At 65.8% G+C, this 20725-nt stretch carries 23 protein-coding genes; 12 read left to right on the top strand and 11 right to left on the bottom strand.

Annotation, left to right across the window (positions count from 1 at the left end; translation table 11 throughout):
- The first annotated feature begins 381 nt into the window (after positions 1–381).
- Both rpsO and pnp read left to right on the top strand, forming a co-directional pair.
- A complete protein-coding gene (gene rpsO, locus JKL46_RS00275) occupies positions 382–651 on the top strand; it encodes a 30S ribosomal protein S15 (protein ID WP_201829113.1) in 270 nt (89 codons plus the stop codon).
- A gap of 212 nt (positions 652–863) precedes the next feature.
- Entirely contained in the window at positions 864–3038 is a 2175-nt protein-coding gene (pnp, locus tag JKL46_RS00270; protein WP_201829111.1) for a polyribonucleotide nucleotidyltransferase, read from the top strand.
- A 226-nt stretch (positions 3039–3264) separates the two neighbouring features.
- On the opposite strand, the gene JKL46_RS00265 is transcribed toward pnp, so the two are convergent.
- Complete coding sequence (locus tag JKL46_RS00265; RefSeq protein WP_201829109.1) at positions 3265–4968, bottom strand: adenylate/guanylate cyclase domain-containing protein; 1704 nt, start codon at positions 4966–4968, stop codon at positions 3265–3267.
- A gap of 125 nt (positions 4969–5093) precedes the next feature.
- Here JKL46_RS00265 and JKL46_RS00260 point away from each other — a divergent pair, with 125 nt between their 5' ends.
- Both JKL46_RS00260 and JKL46_RS00255 read left to right on the top strand, forming a co-directional pair.
- Positions 5094–5708: a pyridoxamine 5'-phosphate oxidase family protein gene (locus JKL46_RS00260; RefSeq protein ID WP_201829107.1), complete on the top strand. Its 615-nt coding sequence runs from the start codon at positions 5094–5096 to the stop codon at positions 5706–5708.
- Between the two features lie 63 nt (positions 5709–5771).
- Positions 5772–6122, top strand: coding sequence for a RidA family protein (locus JKL46_RS00255; RefSeq protein ID WP_201829105.1), 351 nt, complete (start codon positions 5772–5774; stop codon positions 6120–6122).
- 58 nt (positions 6123–6180) lie between these two features.
- Here the strand turns inward: JKL46_RS00255 and JKL46_RS00250 are convergent, their stop codons facing one another.
- From JKL46_RS00250 to hslV, 4 genes are all read right to left on the bottom strand, one after another.
- Positions 6181–6753, bottom strand: a complete 573-nt coding sequence (locus JKL46_RS00250) for a BA14K family protein (protein WP_246529072.1) — start codon at positions 6751–6753, stop codon at positions 6181–6183.
- A 72-nt stretch (positions 6754–6825) separates the two neighbouring features.
- Entirely contained in the window at positions 6826–7602 is a 777-nt protein-coding gene (locus JKL46_RS00245; RefSeq protein ID WP_201829728.1) for an endonuclease III domain-containing protein, read from the bottom strand.
- A 160-nt stretch (positions 7603–7762) separates the two neighbouring features.
- Positions 7763–9076, bottom strand: a complete 1314-nt coding sequence (gene hslU, locus JKL46_RS00240; protein WP_201829103.1) for an ATP-dependent protease ATPase subunit HslU — start codon at positions 9074–9076, stop codon at positions 7763–7765.
- Between the two features lie 120 nt (positions 9077–9196).
- Entirely contained in the window at positions 9197–9727 is a 531-nt protein-coding gene (gene hslV / locus JKL46_RS00235; RefSeq protein ID WP_210381167.1) for an ATP-dependent protease subunit HslV, read from the bottom strand.
- A 283-nt stretch (positions 9728–10010) separates the two neighbouring features.
- Here hslV and hisB point away from each other — a divergent pair, with 283 nt between their 5' ends.
- The 7 genes from hisB to coaA all read left to right on the top strand — a co-directional run bounded on the left by hisB (position 10011) and on the right by coaA (position 14794).
- Positions 10011–10598, top strand: coding sequence for an imidazoleglycerol-phosphate dehydratase HisB (hisB, locus tag JKL46_RS00230; protein ID WP_201829726.1), 588 nt, complete (start codon positions 10011–10013; stop codon positions 10596–10598).
- A gap of 75 nt (positions 10599–10673) precedes the next feature.
- The gene (locus tag JKL46_RS00225) at positions 10674–11165 is read left to right on the top strand and encodes a DUF2628 domain-containing protein (protein ID WP_201829101.1); all 492 of its coding nucleotides are present in this window, start codon (positions 10674–10676) and stop codon (positions 11163–11165) included.
- Entirely contained in the window at positions 11162–11812 is a 651-nt protein-coding gene (hisH, locus tag JKL46_RS00220; RefSeq protein ID WP_201829099.1) for an imidazole glycerol phosphate synthase subunit HisH, read from the top strand. Before JKL46_RS00225 ends, hisH begins: the two co-directional genes overlap by 4 nt.
- Positions 11800–12552: a 1-(5-phosphoribosyl)-5-[(5-phosphoribosylamino)methylideneamino]imidazole-4-carboxamide isomerase gene (gene hisA / locus JKL46_RS00215; protein ID WP_201829097.1), complete on the top strand. Its 753-nt coding sequence runs from the start codon at positions 11800–11802 to the stop codon at positions 12550–12552. Before hisH ends, hisA begins: the two co-directional genes overlap by 13 nt.
- Positions 12552–13334 carry an imidazole glycerol phosphate synthase subunit HisF gene (gene hisF / locus JKL46_RS00210; RefSeq protein ID WP_201829095.1) on the top strand — a complete coding sequence of 261 codons (783 nt, stop codon included), beginning with the start codon at positions 12552–12554 and terminating at the stop codon, positions 13332–13334. The genes hisA and hisF overlap by 1 nt, the downstream gene beginning before the upstream one ends.
- Before the next feature lie 143 nt (positions 13335–13477).
- On the top strand, positions 13478–13798 hold the full coding sequence (locus JKL46_RS00205) for a phosphoribosyl-ATP diphosphatase (RefSeq protein WP_201829093.1): 321 nt from the start codon (positions 13478–13480) through the stop codon (positions 13796–13798).
- 18 nt (positions 13799–13816) lie between these two features.
- A complete protein-coding gene (gene coaA, locus JKL46_RS00200) occupies positions 13817–14794 on the top strand; it encodes a type I pantothenate kinase (protein WP_201829091.1) in 978 nt (325 codons plus the stop codon).
- A gap of 140 nt (positions 14795–14934) precedes the next feature.
- On the opposite strand, the gene JKL46_RS00195 is transcribed toward coaA, so the two are convergent.
- The 5 genes from JKL46_RS00195 to JKL46_RS00175 form a co-directional block, all read right to left on the bottom strand.
- Positions 14935–15936, bottom strand: a complete 1002-nt coding sequence (locus tag JKL46_RS00195) for an adenosine kinase (protein WP_201829089.1) — start codon at positions 15934–15936, stop codon at positions 14935–14937.
- 249 nt (positions 15937–16185) lie between these two features.
- Positions 16186–16602: a helix-turn-helix domain-containing protein gene (locus JKL46_RS00190; protein WP_201829087.1), complete on the bottom strand. Its 417-nt coding sequence runs from the start codon at positions 16600–16602 to the stop codon at positions 16186–16188.
- Positions 16586–17170, bottom strand: a complete 585-nt coding sequence (locus JKL46_RS00185; protein WP_201829085.1) for a Smr/MutS family protein — start codon at positions 17168–17170, stop codon at positions 16586–16588. Before JKL46_RS00185 ends, JKL46_RS00190 begins: the two co-directional genes overlap by 17 nt.
- Positions 17167–18282: a murein transglycosylase A gene (gene mltA / locus JKL46_RS00180; RefSeq protein WP_246529071.1), complete on the bottom strand. Its 1116-nt coding sequence runs from the start codon at positions 18280–18282 to the stop codon at positions 17167–17169. The genes JKL46_RS00185 and mltA overlap by 4 nt, the downstream gene beginning before the upstream one ends.
- Before the next feature lie 50 nt (positions 18283–18332).
- Positions 18333–19055, bottom strand: a complete 723-nt coding sequence (locus tag JKL46_RS00175) for a Tim44/TimA family putative adaptor protein (protein WP_201829081.1) — start codon at positions 19053–19055, stop codon at positions 18333–18335.
- 261 nt (positions 19056–19316) lie between these two features.
- On the opposite strand from JKL46_RS00175, the gene secB reads away from it, so the two are divergent.
- Positions 19317–19799: a protein-export chaperone SecB gene (gene secB, locus JKL46_RS00170; protein ID WP_201829079.1), complete on the top strand. Its 483-nt coding sequence runs from the start codon at positions 19317–19319 to the stop codon at positions 19797–19799.
- A 203-nt stretch (positions 19800–20002) separates the two neighbouring features.
- On the opposite strand, the gene dnaQ is transcribed toward secB, so the two are convergent.
- Complete coding sequence (gene dnaQ, locus JKL46_RS00165; protein ID WP_201829077.1) at positions 20003–20722, bottom strand: DNA polymerase III subunit epsilon; 720 nt, start codon at positions 20720–20722, stop codon at positions 20003–20005.
- Positions 20723–20725 lie beyond the last annotated feature (3 nt).

Genomic DNA, 20725 nt, shown 5'->3' with positions numbered 1-20725 from the left:
GAAGACGTGGGTGGCCGGGACGAGCCCGACCATGACGAGGGTGCGTTTGCAGGCCCATCCTATTGCCCCGCTTGAGAAAAACGATTTCTCTGGCGCTTGGACGCTTTTCGTGTATGGTGCGCCATCTTTTCGAGGGTTCAGCGCATCGTGCGGAAAAGTGGATCCGTTTTTCCGCGCTGAACGATGCGCCGGTTTAAATAAGCATCGGATGGATCCCAAAAGTGCAAATCCACTTTTGGGTCCGATGCTTAACCCCGAAAAAGACGCGTCCGGGTTCGGACCGCGCTGGACGACATCCCGGCCCGGCCCTTTCCGGATGCCCCTGACCCGAAGCCCTGAAGGCTCACGGTCTCCCTTAATGCAAACCTGAAAGGACATACGATGTCGATTACGGCTGAGCGCAAGAACGCGCTCGTGAAGGAATTCGCCCAAACGGCTGGCGACACCGGCTCCCCCGAGGTGCAGGTCGCCATTCTCACCGAGCGGATCAACAACCTGACCGGCCACTTCAAGAGCCACACGAAGGACAACCATTCCCGCCGTGGCCTTCTGAAGATGGTGTCGTCGCGCCGTTCGCTCCTCGACTATCTGAAGAAGAAGGACGAGGGCCGCTACCGCACGCTGATCGAGAAGCTCGGCATCCGCCGCTAAGCTTTGCGATGAAACTTCCGTCCGGAGCCCGGCTCCGGACGGCCTCCACCGGTTCGATCATAAGGTCCCGGTGTTCTCAAAGGAGGCGGCAGACACGATGACCATGGCAGGATCGCAAGAGGCTTCTGCAGGCGGGTTCGAATCCCGGCGGAGCCTCTCGCCGTCTTGCTCATGGCATCGAGCCCCCGCCCCGCTGTCATGAAAGACGCAACATGTTCGACATTCAACGCGAAGAACTGATTTGGGCCGGGCGCAAGCTCGTGCTGGAGACGGGCAAGATGGCCCGCCAGGCCGACGGCGCCGTCGTCGCCACCTACGGTGAGACCACCGTTCTCGCCACCGTCGTCTCGGCCAAGGAGCCGAAGCCCGGCTTCGACTTCTTCCCGCTCACGGTGAACTACCAGGAGCGCACCTACGCCGCAGGCCGCATCCCGGGCGGCTATTTCAAGCGCGAAGGCCGTCCGACCGAGAAGGAGACCCTGGTCTCCCGCCTCATCGACCGTCCGATCCGCCCCCTCTTCGTCGAGGGCTATAAGAACGACACCCAGGTCGTCGTCACCGTGCTCTCGCACGATCTCGAGAACGATCCCGACATCGTCGGCATGGTTGCCGCCTCCGCGGCCCTGACGCTGTCCGGCGTGCCCTTCATGGGCCCGGTCGGCGCCGCCCGCGTCGGCTATATCGGCGGCCAGTACAAGCTGAACCCGCCGCTGCAGGAGATGGAGCAGACCTCCCTCGACCTCGTGGTCGCCGGCACCGCCGACGCCGTGCTCATGGTCGAGTCCGAGGCCAAGGAACTGGCCGAGGACGTGATGCTCGGCGCCGTGATGTTCGGCCACAAGCATTTCCAGCCGGTGATCGAGGCGATCATCCGCCTTGCCGAGAAGGCCGCCAAGGAGCCGCGCGACTACCAGCCCGCGGACGTGTCCGAGGTGGAAAAGGCCGTTCTCGAAATCGCCGAGAAGGACCTGCGCGAAGCCTACAAGCTGACCAAGAAGCAGGACCGCTATGCCGCCGTCGACGCCGTCAAGGCGAAGGTGTTCGAGGCGCTCTGCCCGGCCGAGGGTGAAGCCCGCTTCGAGGCCGAGAAGGTCAAGGCCGTCTTCAAGGAGGCCCAGGCCAAGGTCGTGCGCTGGAACGTCCTCGACACCGGCTCGCGCATCGACGGTCGCGACCTCAAGACCGTCCGTCCGATCGTGTCGGAAGTCGGCGTCCTGCCGCGCACCCACGGCTCGGCCGTGTTCACCCGCGGCGAGACCCAGGCGCTGGTCGTGACCACCCTCGGCACCGGCGAGGACGAGCAGTTCATCGATGAGCTCGAAGGCACCCGCAAGGAAACCTTCCTGCTGCACTACAACTTCCCGCCCTATTCCGTCGGCGAGACCGGCCGCATGGGCTCGCCCGGCCGCCGCGAAATCGGCCACGGCAAGCTCGCCTGGCGCGCCATTCACCCGATGCTGCCGGCCGCCCACGACTTCCCCTACACGATCCGCGTCGTGTCGGAGATTACGGAATCGAACGGCTCCTCCTCCATGGCCTCCGTCTGCGGCGCCTCGCTTGCGCTGATGGATGCGGGCGTACCGCTCCGCCGTCCGGTGGCCGGCATCGCCATGGGCCTCATCCTCGAGGGTGAGCGCTATGCGGTCCTGTCCGACATTCTCGGCGACGAGGATCACCTCGGCGACATGGACTTCAAGGTGGCCGGCACGGAGCAGGGCATCACCTCGCTCCAGATGGACATCAAGATCGCCGGCATCACGGAAGAGATCATGCGCGTCGCGCTCGAGCAGGCTCAGGCCGGCCGCACGCACATCCTCGCCGAGATGAACAAGGCGCTCACCGCGCCGCGCGCCGAGCTCGGCGAGCATGCCCCGCGCATCGAGACCATGCAGATCCCGGTCGACAAGATCCGCGAAGTCATCGGTTCGGGCGGCAAGGTCATCCGCGAGATCGTGGAGAAGACCGGCGCCAAGATCGACATCAACGACGACGGCCTGATCAAGATCGCCTCCGCCGACGGCAAGTCGATCAAGGCGGCCTATAACTGGATCCGCTCCATCGTCGCCGAGCCCGAGGTCAACGTGATCTACGAGGGCACGGTGGTGAAGGTGATGGAGTTCGGCGCCTTCGTGAACTTCTTCGGCTCCCGCGACGGCCTCGTCCACATCTCCGAGCTCGCCAAGAACCGCGTCGGCAAGGTCACCGATGTGGTGAAAGAGGGCGACAAGGTGAAGGTGAAGTTCCTCGGCATGGACGAGCGCGGCAAGGTCCGCCTCTCCATGAAGGTCGTCAACCAGGAGACCGGCGAGGACATCACCGAGCAGCTCAAGGCCGAACGCGACGCCGAGCGCGCCCAGCGCGACCAGCAGAAGCAGGCCGGCGAGTAACATCGCCAAAGCTTCGAGCGAACGAAAAAGCGCGGCTCTCGCCGCGCTTTTTTATTGGCCCCTACCTCATGCTCGGACCGCTCTTTCCTCATCCTGAGGAGCAGCGAAGCTGCGTCTCGAAGGAGGATCCAGAGAGCACCGGAGACGCCCTCGTCCTTCGAGACGCCGCCGTTGGCGGCCCTCAGGATGAGGGCTAAGGGGGCGGAAACCTCTATGAGCCAGCCTCTCAGGATGAGGGCTGCTGCGAGGAGCCGACCAAACTATCCGCCTGCGGAATGATCCAGCTCCCCAAGGGTGCGGCGCGGCCACGGATGGAGACGATCTGGCGGTCGCGGTCGGAGAGGTCGAGGCCGGCGCGGGTGGCGAGGTCTTCGGAGATCACGAGCTCCACGTCGAGTTCCTTGGCGAGCCCCTCCAGGCGGCTTGCCGCGTTGATCGTGTCGCCGACGGCGGTGAGGCTGGTGGCCTGGCCGTAGCCCATCTGCCCGACGATGGCGGGACCGGCATGGAGGCTCATGGCGATCTTCAAGGGGTGCTCGAATTCGCTCTCGTATTCCTCGTTGAGATGCACGAGCGCCGTCTTGATCCGCAAAGCCGCATCGAGCGCCTGTTGCGCCGCCTGCTGCGGCGTGGTGCGCAGGCCGAAGAGGGCGAGCACGCCGTCGCCGATGAACTTGTCGATATAGCCGCCCGCATCCTCGACCGATTCGCCTACCGCCTCGAAATAGCGGTTGAGGATGAAGACCGTATCGAAGGGCAGGCGCCGCTCGGCGAGCGTCGTGAAGCCGCGCAGGTCGCAGAACAGAACCGCGATCTCCTGCTCCTGCCCCTGCGCCCGCCCGCCGCGCACCAGGGCGGTCACCCCGTTGCGGCCCGTGGACAGGATCGGCACCACCGAGACGTCGTGGGTCGGCCGGAACTGGCAGGCGAGCCGCACATTGGGGCCGGCCTTGATGCGCGCGAGCGTGCCGCGCTCCTGCGGCGTCGGCGGCGGCTGGCGCTGGGCGCCTTCGAGCACGCGGACGCGGCAGGTCGAGCAGCGCCCGCGCCCGCCGCAGACGGAGATATGCGGGATGCCGGCGATGCGGCTCGCCTCCAGCACGCTGAAGCCGAGCGGCACGGTCGCGACCTGATCGTTGGGGTAGAAGATGCGCACCCGGCGCGACCATAGGCGCAGGCTGCGGACGGCGCGGCCCGCGAGCGTCGCCACCACAAGGCCGCCGAAGATCGCGTAAAGGCTGAGGCCGACCATCGGCAGAAGGTCGGAGTCTGGATGAACAGGCCGTTGGGAAAACCGCTCCGGCAGATCGGCGAGTTCCCTCCCCGCCTCCGCGAAGCCGAGGAGCGCGAGAACCGGGACGAGGACGGCGCCCGTATAGAGAAGCAGTGCATAGGCCGGAAACCAGGGTTTCGGGCGCAGCCAGAAATAGATCCCGAGGCATCCGTGCAGCCAGGCGATCACGAGGGCCAGTGCCTGCCGGGCGCCGATATCGGGATTGTTGATCCAGAGGTTGCGAACCACCTCCGGATAGCCGGAATCGTGACCGGTCAGGGTCCATTCGATTCGGGTTCCGACTACATGGGCGATCAGGAGGAAGGGCAGGCTCACGCCGAGCGCCAGCTGCGCCGCCTCGCGGATCGGCATGCGCAGGGTCCGACGCCGGTAGAGAGCGAGCAAAGCCAGCACGAAATGCGCGAAGACCGAGCCGTAGAGAATGACGGTGCCGACCGGATTGCGCCACAGGCGGTTGAACCACACGCGCCCGGCCTCCATCGCCTCGACCGAGACGAGGCCCAGCGCATGGTTGCTGAAATGGGTGAGAAGGAAGGCGCCGAGCACTAAGCCCGTGAAAAGCCGAACCTCGCGCGTTCGGATGGGATACTCGGAACCCGGGGCTAAAGGTGCGGCTCCGCCTTGAACGCTGCTCATACGCGCCTTTCACATCCGCCCGGCCTTGATAAGCTTTCGGGCTTGCCTGCCGCCATGCAGTTGCACCAGAGTGCGGATTGTCAAATCACGATCCCTGGACGGGTTCCGGGGCGGCCCGTCGAGACATGTCCCACATCATCAGCACCATCACCGAACTCGAATCCCTCTATGGCGAGGTCAACAGAGGCTCCCTCCTGAAGGAGACGGACCGGATCGTGCCCGAATACCGGGCTCTGATCGAGGCTTCGCCCTTCCTGGCGCTGGCGACGAGGGGGCCGGAAGGGCTCGACTGCTCGCCGCGCGGCGACGGGCCAGGCTTCGTGCGCGTCCATGACGAGAAGACCCTGCTGCTGCCCGACCGTCGCGGCAACAACCGAATCGATTCTCTCAAAAACATCGTGCGCGATCCGAATGTCGCCCTGCTGTTCCTGATCCCCGGCATCGGCGAGACCCTGCGCGTCAACGGCCGTGCCGCGATCTCGGTCGAGCCGTCCCTGCTGGAGAGCTTTTCCATCGACGGCAAGGCGCCGAAATCGGTGATCGCGATCGCGGTGGAGGCCGTATTCTTCCAATGCGCCCGCGCGATCCTGCGCTCCGAATTGTGGAACCCGCAAAAGCATGTGGCGCGAGGCTCTCTGCCGAGCGCGGGCCGGATCCTGGCTGCCCTGTCGAACGACGAGGTCGGCGGCGAGGCCTACGACAAGGAACTGCCGGAAAGGCAGCGTACGAGTCTCTATTGACGGCTTGACCTGAAGCGCCCTGCCCCCGAAAAGGCAGATCCCGGAAACGCACGAGGACATTCCATGACGATCCAACGCATCAAGCCCGGCCCGCGCATGAGCGGCGCCGTCGTTCACGGCAGCACGGTCTATCTCGCCGGCCAGGTCGCCAACCAGAGCGCCGGGCAAAGCGTCACCGAGCAGACCAAGGAAATCCTCGCGATCATCGACGGCCTGCTGACGGAAGCCGGCACCGACAAGTCGAAGCTCCTGATGGTGAATATCTGGCTCACCGACATGGGCACGTTCCAGGAGATGAATGCGGTATGGGATGCCTGGGTCTCGCCCGGCAACACCCCTGCCCGCGCCACCGTCGAGGCCAAGCTCGCAGCGCCCGCCTTCAAGGTCGAGATCGCCGTCATCGCGGCGAAGTAGAGATCAAAAAAGAAGCGGGCCGAATGGCCCGCTTCGTATATCCGCACGTCCGAACCCCTTAAGGGCAGCGGCGACGAACGCCGTCGTAGCCGACATAGGTGCCGGTCGCCGGATTGTAGGAGCGGTAGCGCTGCGCGCAGTAGGATGCAGCGTTGTTGGACTGCGCGATGGCACTGCCGACGATGGCGCCGGTCGTCAACCCGATCGCGCCGGCTGCGGCACCGTAACCGTAGCCTCGACCGTAATAGCCGTAGCGGGGCCCGTAGTAGCGCCCGCCATAGTAGCCGCGCCCATAATAGCCACGGTTCACGTAGCGGCCGCCACGATACACGCCACCGCGATATGCATAGCGGCCGCCACGATACACGCCACCGCGATATGCATAGCGGCCGCCGCGATACGCGCCGCCGCGATAGACATGTCGAGCGCCGCCGCGATAGCTGCCGCCGCGCGCCACATGGCGTCCGCCGCCCCTGCGTTGCACGTACTCGGCGTTCACCGTGCCGTTCTGGATCGCCGCGACCAGCTCGTTTACGGGCGCGGTCTGCGTTTGGGCGGCCGAGGCCGGAGCGGTGAGGCCAAAAGTGCCAAGCACGGCCGTGGCTGCGATAGCCATCAAGAATTTACGCATGGGGGCGGTCCTCCAATCTCAACAGGCGAACGCCCGAGACTTAAGGTCGTTCCGTAACTTGGCAAATTCGGGTCAGCTCTCGCGGGAGCGGGAGACATTCGGGCTCCGATCCGCCCGCTCGCGATTTCGCCGCGCGGGCCTGCGCCCCTCGGCCTGCACCCTGCCCTGACCCGTCGGGCAAAGCTCCAGGATCGCGCAGCGCCCGCAGGCCGGATTCGTGAAGAAGCAGCAGCGCTGGCCGTGCAGCATCATGATCTCGTGATGGTCATAGACCGCCTGCGCATCCCAATCCTCCGGGAGCAGCGCCGCGAGCGCCGCATGAGACGGGCCGACGCTCATGGATTGCGGAATGAGCCCGGTGCGCTGGGCGACGCGGTGATGATGGCTGTCGACGGGAAGCGCCGCCTTGCGCAGCACGGAGAACGACAAGACCGCCGCGCTCGTCTTCGGCCCGATACCCGGAATGCTTTCGAGCCAGGCCCGCGCCTCGGCGACCGGCATGGCGCCGAGGAAGTCGAGCGAGAGGGCGCCATGGCGTTCTTTGATCGCGTGCAGAACGGCCTGCAGCCGCGGCGCCTTCTGTTCCGGCCAGGTTACGCCCTGGATCGTCTCCTCCACCTCTGCAACCGGCGCCTCGATCATATCCTGCCAATCGGAATAGCGCGCTCGCAGCGCCTTGAAGGCGCGGCCCGAATCCGCATTGCGCGTGCGATGGGAGAGGAGCGAGGAGACCAGTTCGCTCAGCGGGTCGAGATTGTGAAAATAAGGGATCGGACATTCGTAGACCGCGCAGAGACGCTCATGGATCGCCAGCGCCTTCGCCTTCAGGTCTTCCAGGTCCGGATTCATCCCGATGCAAGTCGCGAATCGGGAGGGTGGTTCCACCAACCTCTCGTCATGGCCGCACTTGTTGCGGCCACCCACGCCTTTGCAGCGCAGCGGTTCCAATGACGTGGGTCCCCGGCACAAGGCCGGGGATGACGCGGGAGAGTGGGACGACAGCGTCGCGTTACAAAATGAATCGGCTCAGGTCGGTGTTCCTCGCCAGGCTCTCCACCTCGCCGCGCACGTAAGCGGCGTCAATGGTCACCGTTTCGCCGGAGCGGTCGGGGGCGGTGAAGGAGACGTTGTCGAGCACGCGCTCCAGCACCGTCTGCAGGCGGCGCGCGCCGATATTCTCGACGGAATTGTTCACGTCGACCGCCACCTGCGCCAGCGCGTCGATGGCATCGTCGGTGAAGACGAGGCTGACGCCTTCCGTCTGCATCAGCGCGACCGATTGCTTGATGAGGCTCGCCTCCGTCTCGGTGAGAATGCGCTTGAAATCCTCCACGGTGAGCGGCGAAAGCTCGACGCGGATCGGCAGGCGGCCCTGCAGTTCGGGCAGAAGATCCGAGGGCTTCGAGACGTGGAACGCACCCGATGCGATGAAGAGGATGTGGTCGGTCTTCACCGGCCCGTATTTCGTCGAGACCGTGGTGCCCTCGATCAGCGGCAGCAGGTCGCGCTGCACGCCCTCGCGCGAGACATCGGCGCCGGTGCGGCCTTCGCGGCCGGCGATCTTGTCGATCTCGTCGAGAAACACGATGCCGTTGTTCTCGACCTGACGCACAGCCTCCTGTACGATGGCGTCCTGGTCGATCATCTTGTCGGCCTCTTCCGTCACGAGCGGCTCATAGGCCTCGCGCACGGTGGTGCGGCGGGTCTTCGCGCGTCCGCCGCCAAAAGCCTTGCCGAACATGTCGGAGAGATTGATCGCGCCGACCGAGGCGCCGGGCATGCCGGGAATCTCGAACATGGGCATCCCCTGCCCTCCGCCCGATTGCAGCTCGACCTCGATCTCCTTGTCGTCGAGTTCGTTGGCGCGCAGCTTGCGGCGGAAGGAATCGCGGGTGGCGGCACTGGCCGTCGCGCCGACGAGCGCATCGAGCACGCGCTCCTCGGCCGCGACATGCGCCTTCGCCTGCACCTGCCGGCGGCGCTCCTCCTTCACGAGGCCGATGCCGATCTCGACGAGATCGCGCACGATCTGCTCCACGTCGCGGCCGACATAGCCGACCTCGGTGAACTTGGTCGCCTCGATCTTGATGAAGGGCGCGCCCGCGAGCTTGGCGAGACGGCGCGAGATCTCGGTCTTGCCGCAGCCTGTGGGGCCGATCATCAGGATGTTCTTCGGCGCCACCTCTTCGCGCAGGGCCCCTTCGAGCTGCTGCCGGCGCCAGCGGTTGCGCAACGCAATGGCGACCGCGCGCTTGGCGTCGTTCTGTCCGACGATGTAGCGGTCGAGTTCGGAAACGATTTCGCGGGGAGAAAACGTGGTCATGAGATGTCTTGGCTCAAAGGGTGATCGTCATCCCCCGGCTTGTCCCCGGGGATCCACGCCCTGCGGCGTGGAGAGGGTGAAGACGTGGATGGCCGGATCACATCCGGCCATGACGGGCAATCAGGCTTCATCGAGCGTTTCGATGACGATGTTCGCATTCGTGTAGACGCAGATTTCGGCGGCGATGGCGAGCGAGCGGCGCACGATGGCTTCCGCGTCCATGGCGGAATCGGCAAGCGCCCGCGCGGCGGCGAGCGCATAATTGCCGCCGGAGCCGATCGCCATGATGCCGTTTTCCGGCTCGAGCACGTCGCCGGCGCCGGAAAGCAGCAGGCCGACATCCTTGTCGGCAACGAGCATCATGGCCTCGAGACGGCGCAGATACCGGTCGGTACGCCAGTCCTTGGTGAGTTCGACGCAGGCGCGGGTGAGCTGGCCGGGATATTGTTCGAGCTTGGCCTCGAGCCGCTCGAACAGGGTGAAGGCATCGGCCGTCGAGCCGGCGAAGCCGCCGATCACGCCGCCCTTGGCTAGGCGCCGGACTTTTTTCGCGTTGCCCTTCACCACGGTCTGCCCCAGGCTCACCTGCCCGTCGCCGCCGATGACGACGCGGCCTCCTTTGCGGACCATGAGAATGGTGGTGGCATGCATGCGGGGTGCGGCGTCTTCGGACACGGGAATAGGGTCTCCGGCGGGACAAGATATGATCGTTGGACCCTCACTTAGTCATTCATGGCTTGAAAACAACGCGGAAGTTTTTCTTCCCCTTGCGGGGCGCGACCGAGGTGAAGCGCACATTGTCGTCCCACCACCGCGCCTGTGGTGAGGATTTAACCCAACCCCTGCAACGGGAGGAAACACGCCCGCCGGGTGGCGTTTCTCGCCGCGGCTTGCTAGAAGGCGCCTGTCTCTTGTTCCGCAGAGGATTTTGATGATGCGCTCCGCGAGCGTCAGCCGTCGCACCGCCGAGACCGATATCGCCCTGTCGATCGCCCTCGATGGCACCGGCAAGGCCGAGATCTCCACGGGGGTCGGCTTCCTCGACCATATGCTCGAACTCTTTGCCCGCCACGGTCATTTCGACCTGTCCGTGAAGGTGACGGGCGATCTGCATGTGGATCAGCATCATACGACCGAGGACACCGGGATCGCGCTCGGCCAGGCCATCCTGAAGGCGCTTGGCGATAAAAAGGGCATCACGCGCTATGCCGACATCCATCTTCCGATGGACGAGACCTTGACGCGCGTCGCGCTCGACATATCGGGCCGCCCCTTCCTCGTGTTCCGGACCACCTTCCCGACGGAAAAGATCGGCGTTTTCGACACCGAGCTGGTGCGCGAGTTCCATCAGGCCTTCGCCATCAATGCGGGCCTGACGCTCCATGTGGAGACGCTCTACGGCGAGAACAGCCATCATATCGCCGAGAGCTGCTTCAAGGGCTTGGCACGGGCCTTGCGTCAGGCCGTGGCACTGGACCCAAGGGAAGAGGGCCGCATTCCCTCGACCAAGGGTACGCTCTAGATCCCTTCAAGAGACGCCTTGTCCGGCGAGCACGCCAGCGACACTTCACCGGACAGGGCTTGAGGAAACGTCGCCATGACCACCTTTACCCTACACCTTGCCCGCGATGCGCGGCCGGGTGATCCGACAGCTCTGGACGAGTCCGAGCTCGTGAAGGATTCCTTCTCCTGGGGGGCCTTCGTCTTCACCTTCCTGTGGTTCTTCTACCACCGGCTCTGGCTTGCCGGCATCGGTGTCCTGGTCCTCGTCGTCGCCTTCGGCGGCCTGATGGCGCTCCTCGACGTGCATCCCCTCGCCGCCTCGATCGCGCAGGTTCTGCTGCAGATTCTGATCGGGCTCGAGGCCAACAGCCTGCGGCGCTGGACTCTGACCCGCCGCGGCCGTCCCATGGTCGATGCGGTCACCGCCGCCGACCGGGATGAGGCGGAGGCCAAGGCCTTCGCCCGCTGGCTCGAGGCGAGGCCCGCCGCCCTGCCCCGCAGCCCGACTCCCTCGCCGCTCCTCTCCACGACGAGACGATCCGAACCGGTGATCGGTCTCTTCCCCGATGCGGAGCGTCCCCGGTGAGCGTCGTCATCATCGATTACGGGTCCGGCAACCTGCACTCCGCTGCCAAGGCTTTCGAGCGCGCGGCGCGGGAAGCGGAGCTCGATCTGTCCATCGCCGTCTCCTCCGATCCCGACCTCGTCGCGAAAGCCGACCGGATCGTGCTGCCGGGCGTCGGCGCCTTCGCCGATTGCCGCCGTGGCCTCGATGCCGTGCCCGGCATGGTCGAGGTGCTGCAGCGGCGCGTGCACGAGGACAAGCGCCCCTTTCTCGGCATCTGCGTCGGCATGCAGCTCATGGCGACGCGCGGGCTCGAGCACACGGTGAGCTACGGCCTCGACTGGATCCACGGCGACGTGAAGGCGATCACGCCGAGCGACCCCGGCCTGAAGATCCCGCATATGGGCTGGAACACGCTGACGCTCGCGAAGCCGCACCCGCTGCTCGACGGCATTCCGACCGGGCCCGACGGCCTGCACGCCTATTTCGTGCATTCCTATGCGCTGACACCCGCCCATCCGGACGACGTGGTCGCCACTGCCGATTACGGCAGCCCGGTCACCGCCATCGTCGGGCGGGACAATCTCGTCGGCACGCAATTTCACCCCGAGAAGAGCCAGGCCCTCGGCCTCAAGCTCATCGCCAATTTTTTGAGGTGGCGCCCGTGATCCTCTATCCTGCCATCGACCTCAAGGAAGGCCGCTGCGTCCGCCTCGTTCAAGGCGACATGGACCAGGCGACCGTGTTCAACGACGATCCCGCCGACCAAGCCGCCATCTTCGAGCGCCAGGGTTTCGAGTGGCTGCACGTGGTCGATCTCGACGGCGCCTTCGCCGGCAAGCCGATGAATGCGTCCGCCGTCGAGGAGATCCTCAAGCGTGTGAGCATTCCGGTGCAGCTCGGCGGCGGCATCCGCGACATGAAGACGGTCGAGGGCTGGCTCCGAAAGGGCGTCTCCCGCGTGATCATCGGCACGGCGGCGGTGCGCGATCCCGCCTTCGTGCGCGAGGCCGCGCGCCTTCATCCGGGCAAGATCGCCGTCGGCATCGACGCCAAGGACGGGCTCGTCGCCGTGGAAGGCTGGGCCCAGACCTCGACCCTGTCGGCCGAAGAGCTCGGCCGGCGTTTCGAGGATGCCGGGGTTGCCGCCATCATCTACACCGACATCGCCCGCGACGGCATCCTGAAAGGCCTCAATTTCCCGATGACCTTAGGGTTGGCACGCGCCGTCTCGATCCCCGTCATCGCCTCCGGCGGCCTCGCCTCCATGGCCGATATCGAGCGCCTGACGGAACCCGATTGCGCCGTGCTCAACGGCGCGATCTCGGGCCGCGCCCTCTATGACGGCCGCATCGACCCGCAGGAAGCGCTGGCGCTGCTGAAGGCGGTGCGCAAGGAGCCCGCGTGATGCTCAAAGTTCGCCTCATCCCCTGTCTCGACGTCAAGGACGGCCGTGTCGTGAAGGGCGTGCAGTTCGTCGATCTCGTCGATGCGGGCGATCCGGTCGAGGCCGCCAAGGCCTATGATGCGGCGGGCGCCGACGAATTGTGCTTCCTCGACATCACCGCGAGCCACGAGGCGAGGGGGATCCTGTTCGATGTCGTGCAGCGCACCGCCGAGGCCTGCTTCATGCCGCTCACCGTCGGTGGAGGCGTGCGCAGCGTCGATGACATCCGCAAGCTCCTGCTCGCCGGCGCCGACAAGGTCTCGATCAACACCGCCGCGGTGAAGAACCCGGACTTCGTGCGCGAGGCGGCGGAAAAGTTCGGCAATCAATGCATCGTCGTCGCCATCGACGCCAAGAAGGTGTCTGGCGAGAGTGAGCCGTCGCGCTGGGAAATCTTCACCCATGGTGGACGCAACGCCACCGGCATCGACGCCATTGCCTTCGCTCGGCAGGTGGCCGAGCTCGGGGCAGGGGAGCTTCTGGTCACCTCCATGGACCGTGACGGCACCAAGGGCGGCTACGATCTCGCGCTCGTGCGCGCCATCGCGGACGCGGTCTCCGTGCCCGTCATCGCCTCCGGCGGCGTCGGCAATCTCGACCATCTCGTCGATGGGGTCGAAAAAGGCCATGCCAGCGCCGTGCTCGCCGCCTCGATCTTCCACTTCGGCACCCATACGATTGCGGAAGCCAAGGGCTATATGGCCGACAAAGGCCTCAAGATGCGGCTGGACAAGACTGCGTAGGAACAGAGAAATAGGGACACGATGTCATCCCCGGCGGCCCGTGAGGGCCGGGAAGGGGATCCATTCAGAGTGCGAGGATTCCTGGATCCCCTTCCCCTGCGCTTCGCTCCGGCCGGGGATGACAACGAGGCAACGAAAACCCCATGACCTCCTTCACCCTCAACGACCTCGCCCGCATCGTCGCCGAGCGCGCATCGGCGCCTGCAGCTGAATCCTATACGGCCAAGCTGATCGCCGGCGGGCCGTCCAAGGCGGCCAAGAAGCTGGGGGAAGAGGCGGTGGAAGCGGCGATCGCCGCCGTCCAGGGCGACCGGGAAAACCTCACGGCCGAGGCGGCGGATGTGCTTTATCATCTTTTGGTCGTGTTGCAGGGCGCAAACATTCCTCTAAGTGACGTCATGGCCGAACTGGAGCGCCGCACGGCGCAGTCGGGTCTTGCCGAAAAGGCCGCGCGCAAGACGTAAACGAAAGAGGTGGTTCGCATGGACCAGCCCAACGTGGTTTTTCCCCCCGAGACCGATGACGGGCTGTCGCCCTATCGCATCTTCTCGCGCGACGAATGGGCTAAGCTGCGCGCCGATGCGCCGATGACGCTCGCCGCCGACGAGGTGGTGCAACTGCAATCCCTCAACGACCCGATCTCTCTCGACGAAGTCGCGGCGATCTACCTGCCGCTCTCGCGCCTGCTCTCCCTCTACGTCGCGGCGACGCAGGGGCTGTTCAAGGCGACCCAGCGCTTCCTGCTGGCCGAGCAGCAGGAGAAGGTGCCCTACATCATCGGCGTGGCGGGCTCGGTCGCAGTCGGAAAATCCACCACCGCCCGCGTGCTGAAGGCGCTGCTCGCCCGCTGGCCCAACACGCCGAAGGTCGACCTCGTCACCACCGACGGCTTCCTTCTGCCCAATGCCGAGCTGACGCGGCTCGGATCGATGGAGCGCAAGGGCTTTCCGGAGAGCTACGACACGGGCAAGCTCCTGCACTTCCTCGCCGACATCAAGGCCGGCAAGCGCAACGTGAAGGCCCCGCTCTATTCCCATCTGGTCTACGACGTGGTGCCCGGCGAGGAGACGACCGTCGACCGGCCCGACATTCTCATCGTCGAAGGCCTCAACGTGCTGCAGCCGGCGCGCCTGCCGAAGGACGGCACCGCCATTCCCTTCGTCTCCGACTTCTTCGACTTCTCGGTCTATATCGACGCGGACGAGGACGACCTTCACCGCTGGTACGTCAACCGCTTCCTGCGCCTGCGCCACACGGCCTTCCGCGATCCGCTCTCCTATTTCCGGCGCTATGCGGAACTGCCCGAGGCCGAGGCGATCGCCACCGCCGACGGATTGTGGAACCGCATCAACCTGCCGAACCTGCGCGACAACATCGTGCCGACCCGCCAGCGCGCCAGCCTGATCCTGAAGAAGGGCCCGAGCCATCGCATCGAGACGGTGGCGCTGCGGCGGCTGTAACGACCTTTTACGGCGCCGGGACGGAGGTGGAACCCAGCGTCATGCCCGGCCTTGGGCCGGGTATCCACGTCTTTGCATCGTTGTGGCTCCCAAGACGTGGGTGGCCGCAACAAGTGCGGCCATGACGGGGAGGGTGCTGCTTACGAAAGCAGCCCTTGCTGCTGTGCCATCTCACGCAGGTTCGCCTGCGGGCGGGCGCCGAGATGGCTGATGATCTCGGCGGCGGCGAGGCCTCCGAGACGGGCGCAGTCGGTCAGGTCGAGGTTGTTCACCAGGCCGGCGAGGAAGCCGGAGGCGAAGAGGTCGCCGGCGCCGGTGGTGTCGACCACGCGCTCCACGGGGAAGGCCGGCACGGCCTTCGTTTCGCCGCGGGTGACGATCAGCGCGCCTTCGGCCGAACGGGTGATGGCGCCGAGCACGTTTTCCTCACGCAGGGCCGCGAGCGCAGCCTCGGGCGAGGACGTGCCGTAGAGGCTCTGCAGCTCGTGGATGTTGGCGAACAGGATGTCCAGGCTGCCGTCGCGCATGAGACCCAAAAACTCGTCGCGGTAGCGGTCGACGCAGAAGGCGTCGGAGAGGGTGAGCGCGACCTTGTTGCCGGCCTCGTGGGCGATCTTCACCGCCTTGCGGAAGGCTTCCTTGGCCGCCGGAGGATCCCAGAGATAGCCTTCGAGATAAACGATGGAGGAAGCGCGTACGGTCTCCGGATTGACGTCTTCAGGCGTGAGGTTCTGGCAAGCGCCGAGATAGGTGTTCATGGTGCGCTCGCCGTCCGGCGTCACCAGGATGAAGCTGCGGGCGGTGGCGGGACCGTCCTGCGCCGGCTTCACGTCATAATGCACGTCGATGGCCTTGAGATCGTGCGCGAAGAGCTTGCCCGTCTCGTCGTTCTTCACCTTGCCGATGAAGCCGGCCTTCACGCCGAAGGATGCTGCCCCCGCTGCCGTGTTGGCGCCGGATCCGCCGGACACGATGGTTGCCGGGCCCATGTCGCCGTAGAGTTCTTCCGCCCGCGCCTCGTCGATGAGCTGCATGGCGCCCTTGTGCACCTTCTTCTCGAGCAGGAAGGCCTCGTCCGTATGGGCGAGCACGTCAACGATGGCGTTGCCGAGGGTAAGGACGTCGATGCGGGTCTGGGACATGAGCCACCGGGGTTATGAAATGACGGGGCGCTTTCGCATCCGGGGCGGGGGAGGTCAAGGGGCTGCCCGACGGGGCGAGAGCTTCCTATCATACCTGCCACGTCATGGCCGGCCTTGTGCCGGCCATCCCGATATGGAGAAGTGTGGCGCTTTAACTAATCGGGATCGCCGGCACCGATCCCCGGATCAAGTCCGGGGAGGTGATGACGTCGAGAGAGCAGGAAGCGCACCGCGCTCACACCCCCGCCCTCAATCCCGCCCCACAAGGGGGAGGGAAGAGTGCTTGTCACCGATCGCCCCCCGCTCCCGCTCCTGGGCCCGGTCGAGCACCGCGAGCAGGGCTTCCAGCTCCTCCGGGGTCAGGTCGCCGATCTCCCGCGCCAGGCGGTTTGCGAAAAGCGTCGCCTTCGGGTCGGTGTTGGCCGTGTCGATCTTCACGCGGGGATCGGAGAGGTCGGCGAGGCGGGTGAGCTCGTCGGCCTCGTCCCAGATGATGTGGAAGTATTGCAGCACGCCCTGGATCAGGGTCCAGGTCGGCTTGCCGCGCTCGCCGCGCTCCAGTGCGGAGAGATAGGCGCTGGACACGCCGAGATGCGCGGCCATGTCCTTCAACATCCGTCCGCGCTCCCGGCGCAGCTGCCGCACTCGTTCACCGAAGGGTGTCATCGCCCGATCCCGCACTCCGCCGCCGGCGGAGCCTGACATAGAGTGCCCCGGATCCGCCATGCTGGGGAGAGGCCTCCTCGAAGCCGATCACCAGAGCGCGCAGGTCGGGCAGGCGCAGCCAGTGCGGCACCATCCGCCTGAGCACCCCGCGCTCCTCGAAGATCCCGAAACCGGCTGCCGCGCCGCCCTTGCCGGTGATGACCAGCACGAGCCCGTAGCCTGAGCTCTGCGCCCGGTGAAGAAAGCTCAGCAGGGCAAAATGGGCCTCCTCCTGACGCATGCCGTGCAAATCGATGACGCTGTCGACGTCCTTGCGGCCCCGGCGCAGGGCCTGGAGCGTTCGGCGCTCGACGGGGGCGAGCGGCGGCAGGGCGGGCTTGGCGGGGACGGGGAGAGGGTGAAGAACAGGGGAAGGCGGGGCAAGAGCAGGCTTAGGAGCTGGCGCCTCGCCGGGTTCGGGCTCGGGCGGCAAAAGCTTGCCCTTCATGGGTTTCACGTGCCGGGCCACATGGGACCAGAGCCGCTTCTCCTCGGGGCTGAGCTGACGGGTCCGGCTTCTCTTGCTCATGAACGGGGTTTCGGCTGCAGGACCACGAAGCGCACGGGATGGCGCAGGAGGCCGGCGCGACGGCCGGCCTCCTCGCCGCTGCCGAAGAAGAAATCGCCCCGCGCCGGGCCGACGATGGCCGACCCGGTATCCTGCGCAATCATCAGCCGCCGCAGAGGCTCGGCCTCATCGAGGGTCAGGGGCAATTGCCCGTCGAGCCAGACCGGCAGGCCATAGGCCCAGAGCGACCGGTCGACCGCAAGGCTCCGGCCGGGAACGAGGGGAATGCCGGCACCACCGATGGGGCCGTCCTCCGGGGCGAGTTCGCGGGCCTCGCGAAAGAAGATGTAGGATTCGTTCCGGCGCATCAGGGCCTTGGCCGGTTCCGGATGATCCTTGAGCCAGCCCATGAGCTTGGCGAGCGTCATGGTCTCCAGATCCATCTCGCCCTGCTGCACCAGCAGGCGGCCGATGGAGGTGTAAGGCCGCCCGTTGCGTCCGGCATAGGCCACCCGCATCACCGTGCCGTCGGAAAGCCGGATGCGGGCCGAGCCCTGCACATGGATGATGAAGGCCTCGCCCGGCTCGCTCAGGTAAACGATGGGCTTGGCCCGCGAGCCCAAAGCCCCTTCCTCGATGGCGGCGCGGTCGGGATAGGGCTCGTAGCCGTCCTTGCTGCGCCGCGCGGCCTGCAGCCCAGGCTGAAGGCCGGGCAGAGTCTCACCTTGCGGGACGGTGACGAGATCGTCGGGTCGGTCGAGCAGGGGAACCCGATAGGTCGCATTGCGCGTGCGGGAGCCCTGAAATTCAGGTTCGTAATAGCCTGTCAGAAAGCCGTTTCCGGAAAGCGGCGTCACGGCGACAGGCTGGAAATGGGTCTCGAAGAAGCGTTTGGCCCCTGTCTTGCCGAGGCTAGGCGTCTTCAGAGCCTCTCGGCAGATGCGAAGGAGATCTTCCTGTGGCGCCTGGGCAGGCCGCAATTCGGCGGAGGAAGCATCAAGGGCCCGGCAGGAGCGCAGGAAGGCGCGATAGGCGGCGGCGTGATCGTCCTGGTCCCAGCCCGCGAGCGCCGTAAAGGGCAGGGGCTCGAGGCGCGCCTGGCCCTCGCGCGCCGATCCGGCCGCGGCGGACATGCTCAGCGTCCAGAGACAAGAGCAAGCAAGAAGAGCCCGCCCGGCATGCCTCATTGCCCCGCTTCGGTCGCCACGAGCTGCCAGTTGGGGTCGCGGCTGCCCAAGGAGCGGGCGAAGGTCCAGACATCGGTGACGTCGCCCACGGTCTCGGGGCTGCCGTCGACCACGTTGCCGGAGGCATCGCGGGTGGCGGAGATCAGCTTGGACAGGAAGCGCACCACGATCTGGGCGTTCTTGCCCTGCAGCTCGGCGCCGGCGAGCTCGGCCTTGTCGATGGAGACGAAGGTGGTCTCGACCGTCTCGCCGCGGCGCTCGCGCTCGGTGATGGCGCGTTCGAAGCCCTCATAGACCTCGCGGGAGAGCAGGTCCTTGAGGGTCTTGCGGTCGCCTTGCGCGAAGGCGGTGACGATCATCTCGTAGGCGGCCTTGGCGCCTTCCAGGAATTCGGACGGGTTGAAGTTCGGCTCGAGGCGCAGGATGCCGTCGAGGGCGGCGGCGGTCGGCGTGCCGGGCTCGGTGATGCCCTTCCAGCGCTCGGCCGCGGCAACCTCGATGGTAGGACGGGCCTCGGTGGCGCCGGGCAGCCGCACCACATTGTGATCCGGCTCGGCGGGTGCGTTGCCTGGACGCAGGGGCGCATCGCGGCGCGAAAGCGGATCGAAGGGCGGCTGCTCGTTGCCGGTCTTCTGTCCCAGGACGGAGCGAAGGCGCCAGATCACGAAAACGGCGAGTACAATAAAGATAAGGGTCGTGATGTCGAAGGAATCCTGCATCGTCGATCCGTTGTGAGCCCCCCGCGCCCGGTTGCCGCCGGGCGTAATGTCGAGGAGGCGAAGGGGTCATCCTTCGCATATGGGGTCCTGAGGTCGTAACATCCACCTCCTCCTCCGACAAGCGAATGCATCGGCTCAATCTTGCTTCGGCTATGAGAAGCTGATAGCGCGAGGACCCATGGCCCGAAGCGAGCCGGCGCTTTGCTTTACAAAGTGTTCCGTCAGGGCCCGACGAGACACCCCCTTAGGGAGCATAAATCCATGGCCGACAATCCGGCACAGAACGGAGCGCCCGCGCTCAACGCGCTTGCGCAATACTGCAAAGATTTTTCCTTCGAGAATCCCAACGCCCCCCGCTCCCTGCAGCAGCAGGCGGAAGGCCCGCAGATCAACCTGCAGGTCAACGTGAACGCCAAGCAGCTGGCCGAGGCCGATTTCGAGGTCGACCTGACCCTCGAGGGCGATGCCAAGATCGGCGGCAAGGAAGTGCTGTTCGCCTTCGAGCTCACCTATTCGGGCGTGTTCCGGATCCAGAACATCCCGCAGGAGCAGCTGCATCCGGTGGTGATGATCGAGTGCCCGCGCCTGCTCTTCCCCTTCGCCCGCCAGATGGTGGCCGAGGCTGTGCGCAACGGCGGCTTCCCACCCCTCTACATCGACCCGATCGACTTCGTCGCCCTCTACCGCCAGCGCGCCGCCGAGGTGCAGGGCCAGCAGAACGGCAACGGTCCGACGCTGTCGTAAGAACTCCGACAGGTTCGCGTTTTTTGGATCGGGCGAGGCGGTTACCGTCTCGCCCTTTTCTTTTGCGCCTTCTCCATAAACCCTCATCCTGAGGAGCAGCGAAGCTGCGTCTCGAAGGAGGTTCCAGAGAGCACTGGAAGCTCCTTCGAGACGCCGCCTGCGGCTGCCCCCAGGATGAGGGCTGTGGGGGTAGGTTAGGATTTCTAGGACGAGGCCTCCGGCGCCTTGCCGAGATATTCGCGCCAGAGGGCGTTCTCGCCGAGGGACTTGATGAAGGCCTCGTGTGCGGCACGCTCGGCCTCGGTGAGGCGCGAGATCAGGGTGCGCGGGCGTGCCTCGCGACCGGCGGCCTGCGCCTGCAGGGCGCCGGCCCGGGCTGCGGGCTTCAGGGACAGGTCGAACCCGACCTGCCGGCCGCCGATCAGCTCGATATAGACCTCGGCCAGGATCTCGGCGTCGAGAAGCGCCCCGTGCTTGGTGCGCCTCGAATTGTCGATGCCGTAGCGGGCGCAGAGCGCATCGAGATTGTTCGCGGCGCCCGGATGCTTGCGGCGGGCCAGCGCGAGGGTATCGACGGCCTCGGCCAGCTTGAACTGCCGGTGCCCGGTGCGGGCGAATTCCGCATTGAGGAAGCCAATATCGAAGGCCGCGTTGTGGATGACGAGGCGGGCATCGCCGATGAAATCGGCGAATTCATCCGCGATCGCCGCAAAGACCGGCTTGTCGGCGAGAAACTCATTGGAGAGCCCGTGCACCGCGAAGGCGCCGGGCGCGACCGGGAATTCCGGGTTGATGTAGACGTGGTGGTTCCGGCCCGTCGGAATGTGGTTGAGGAGCTCGACGCAGCCGATTTCGATCACCCGGTCGCCCTTGGCATGGTCGGTGCCGGTGGTTTCGGTATCGAGAACGATTTCACGCAACATCGT

The sequence above is a fragment of the Microvirga zambiensis WSM3693 genome, from assembly GCF_016735695.1.
Lineage (GTDB): Bacteria > Pseudomonadota > Alphaproteobacteria > Rhizobiales > Beijerinckiaceae > Microvirga > Microvirga zambiensis.
This window is presented reverse-complemented; position numbering and strand designations above follow the sequence as displayed.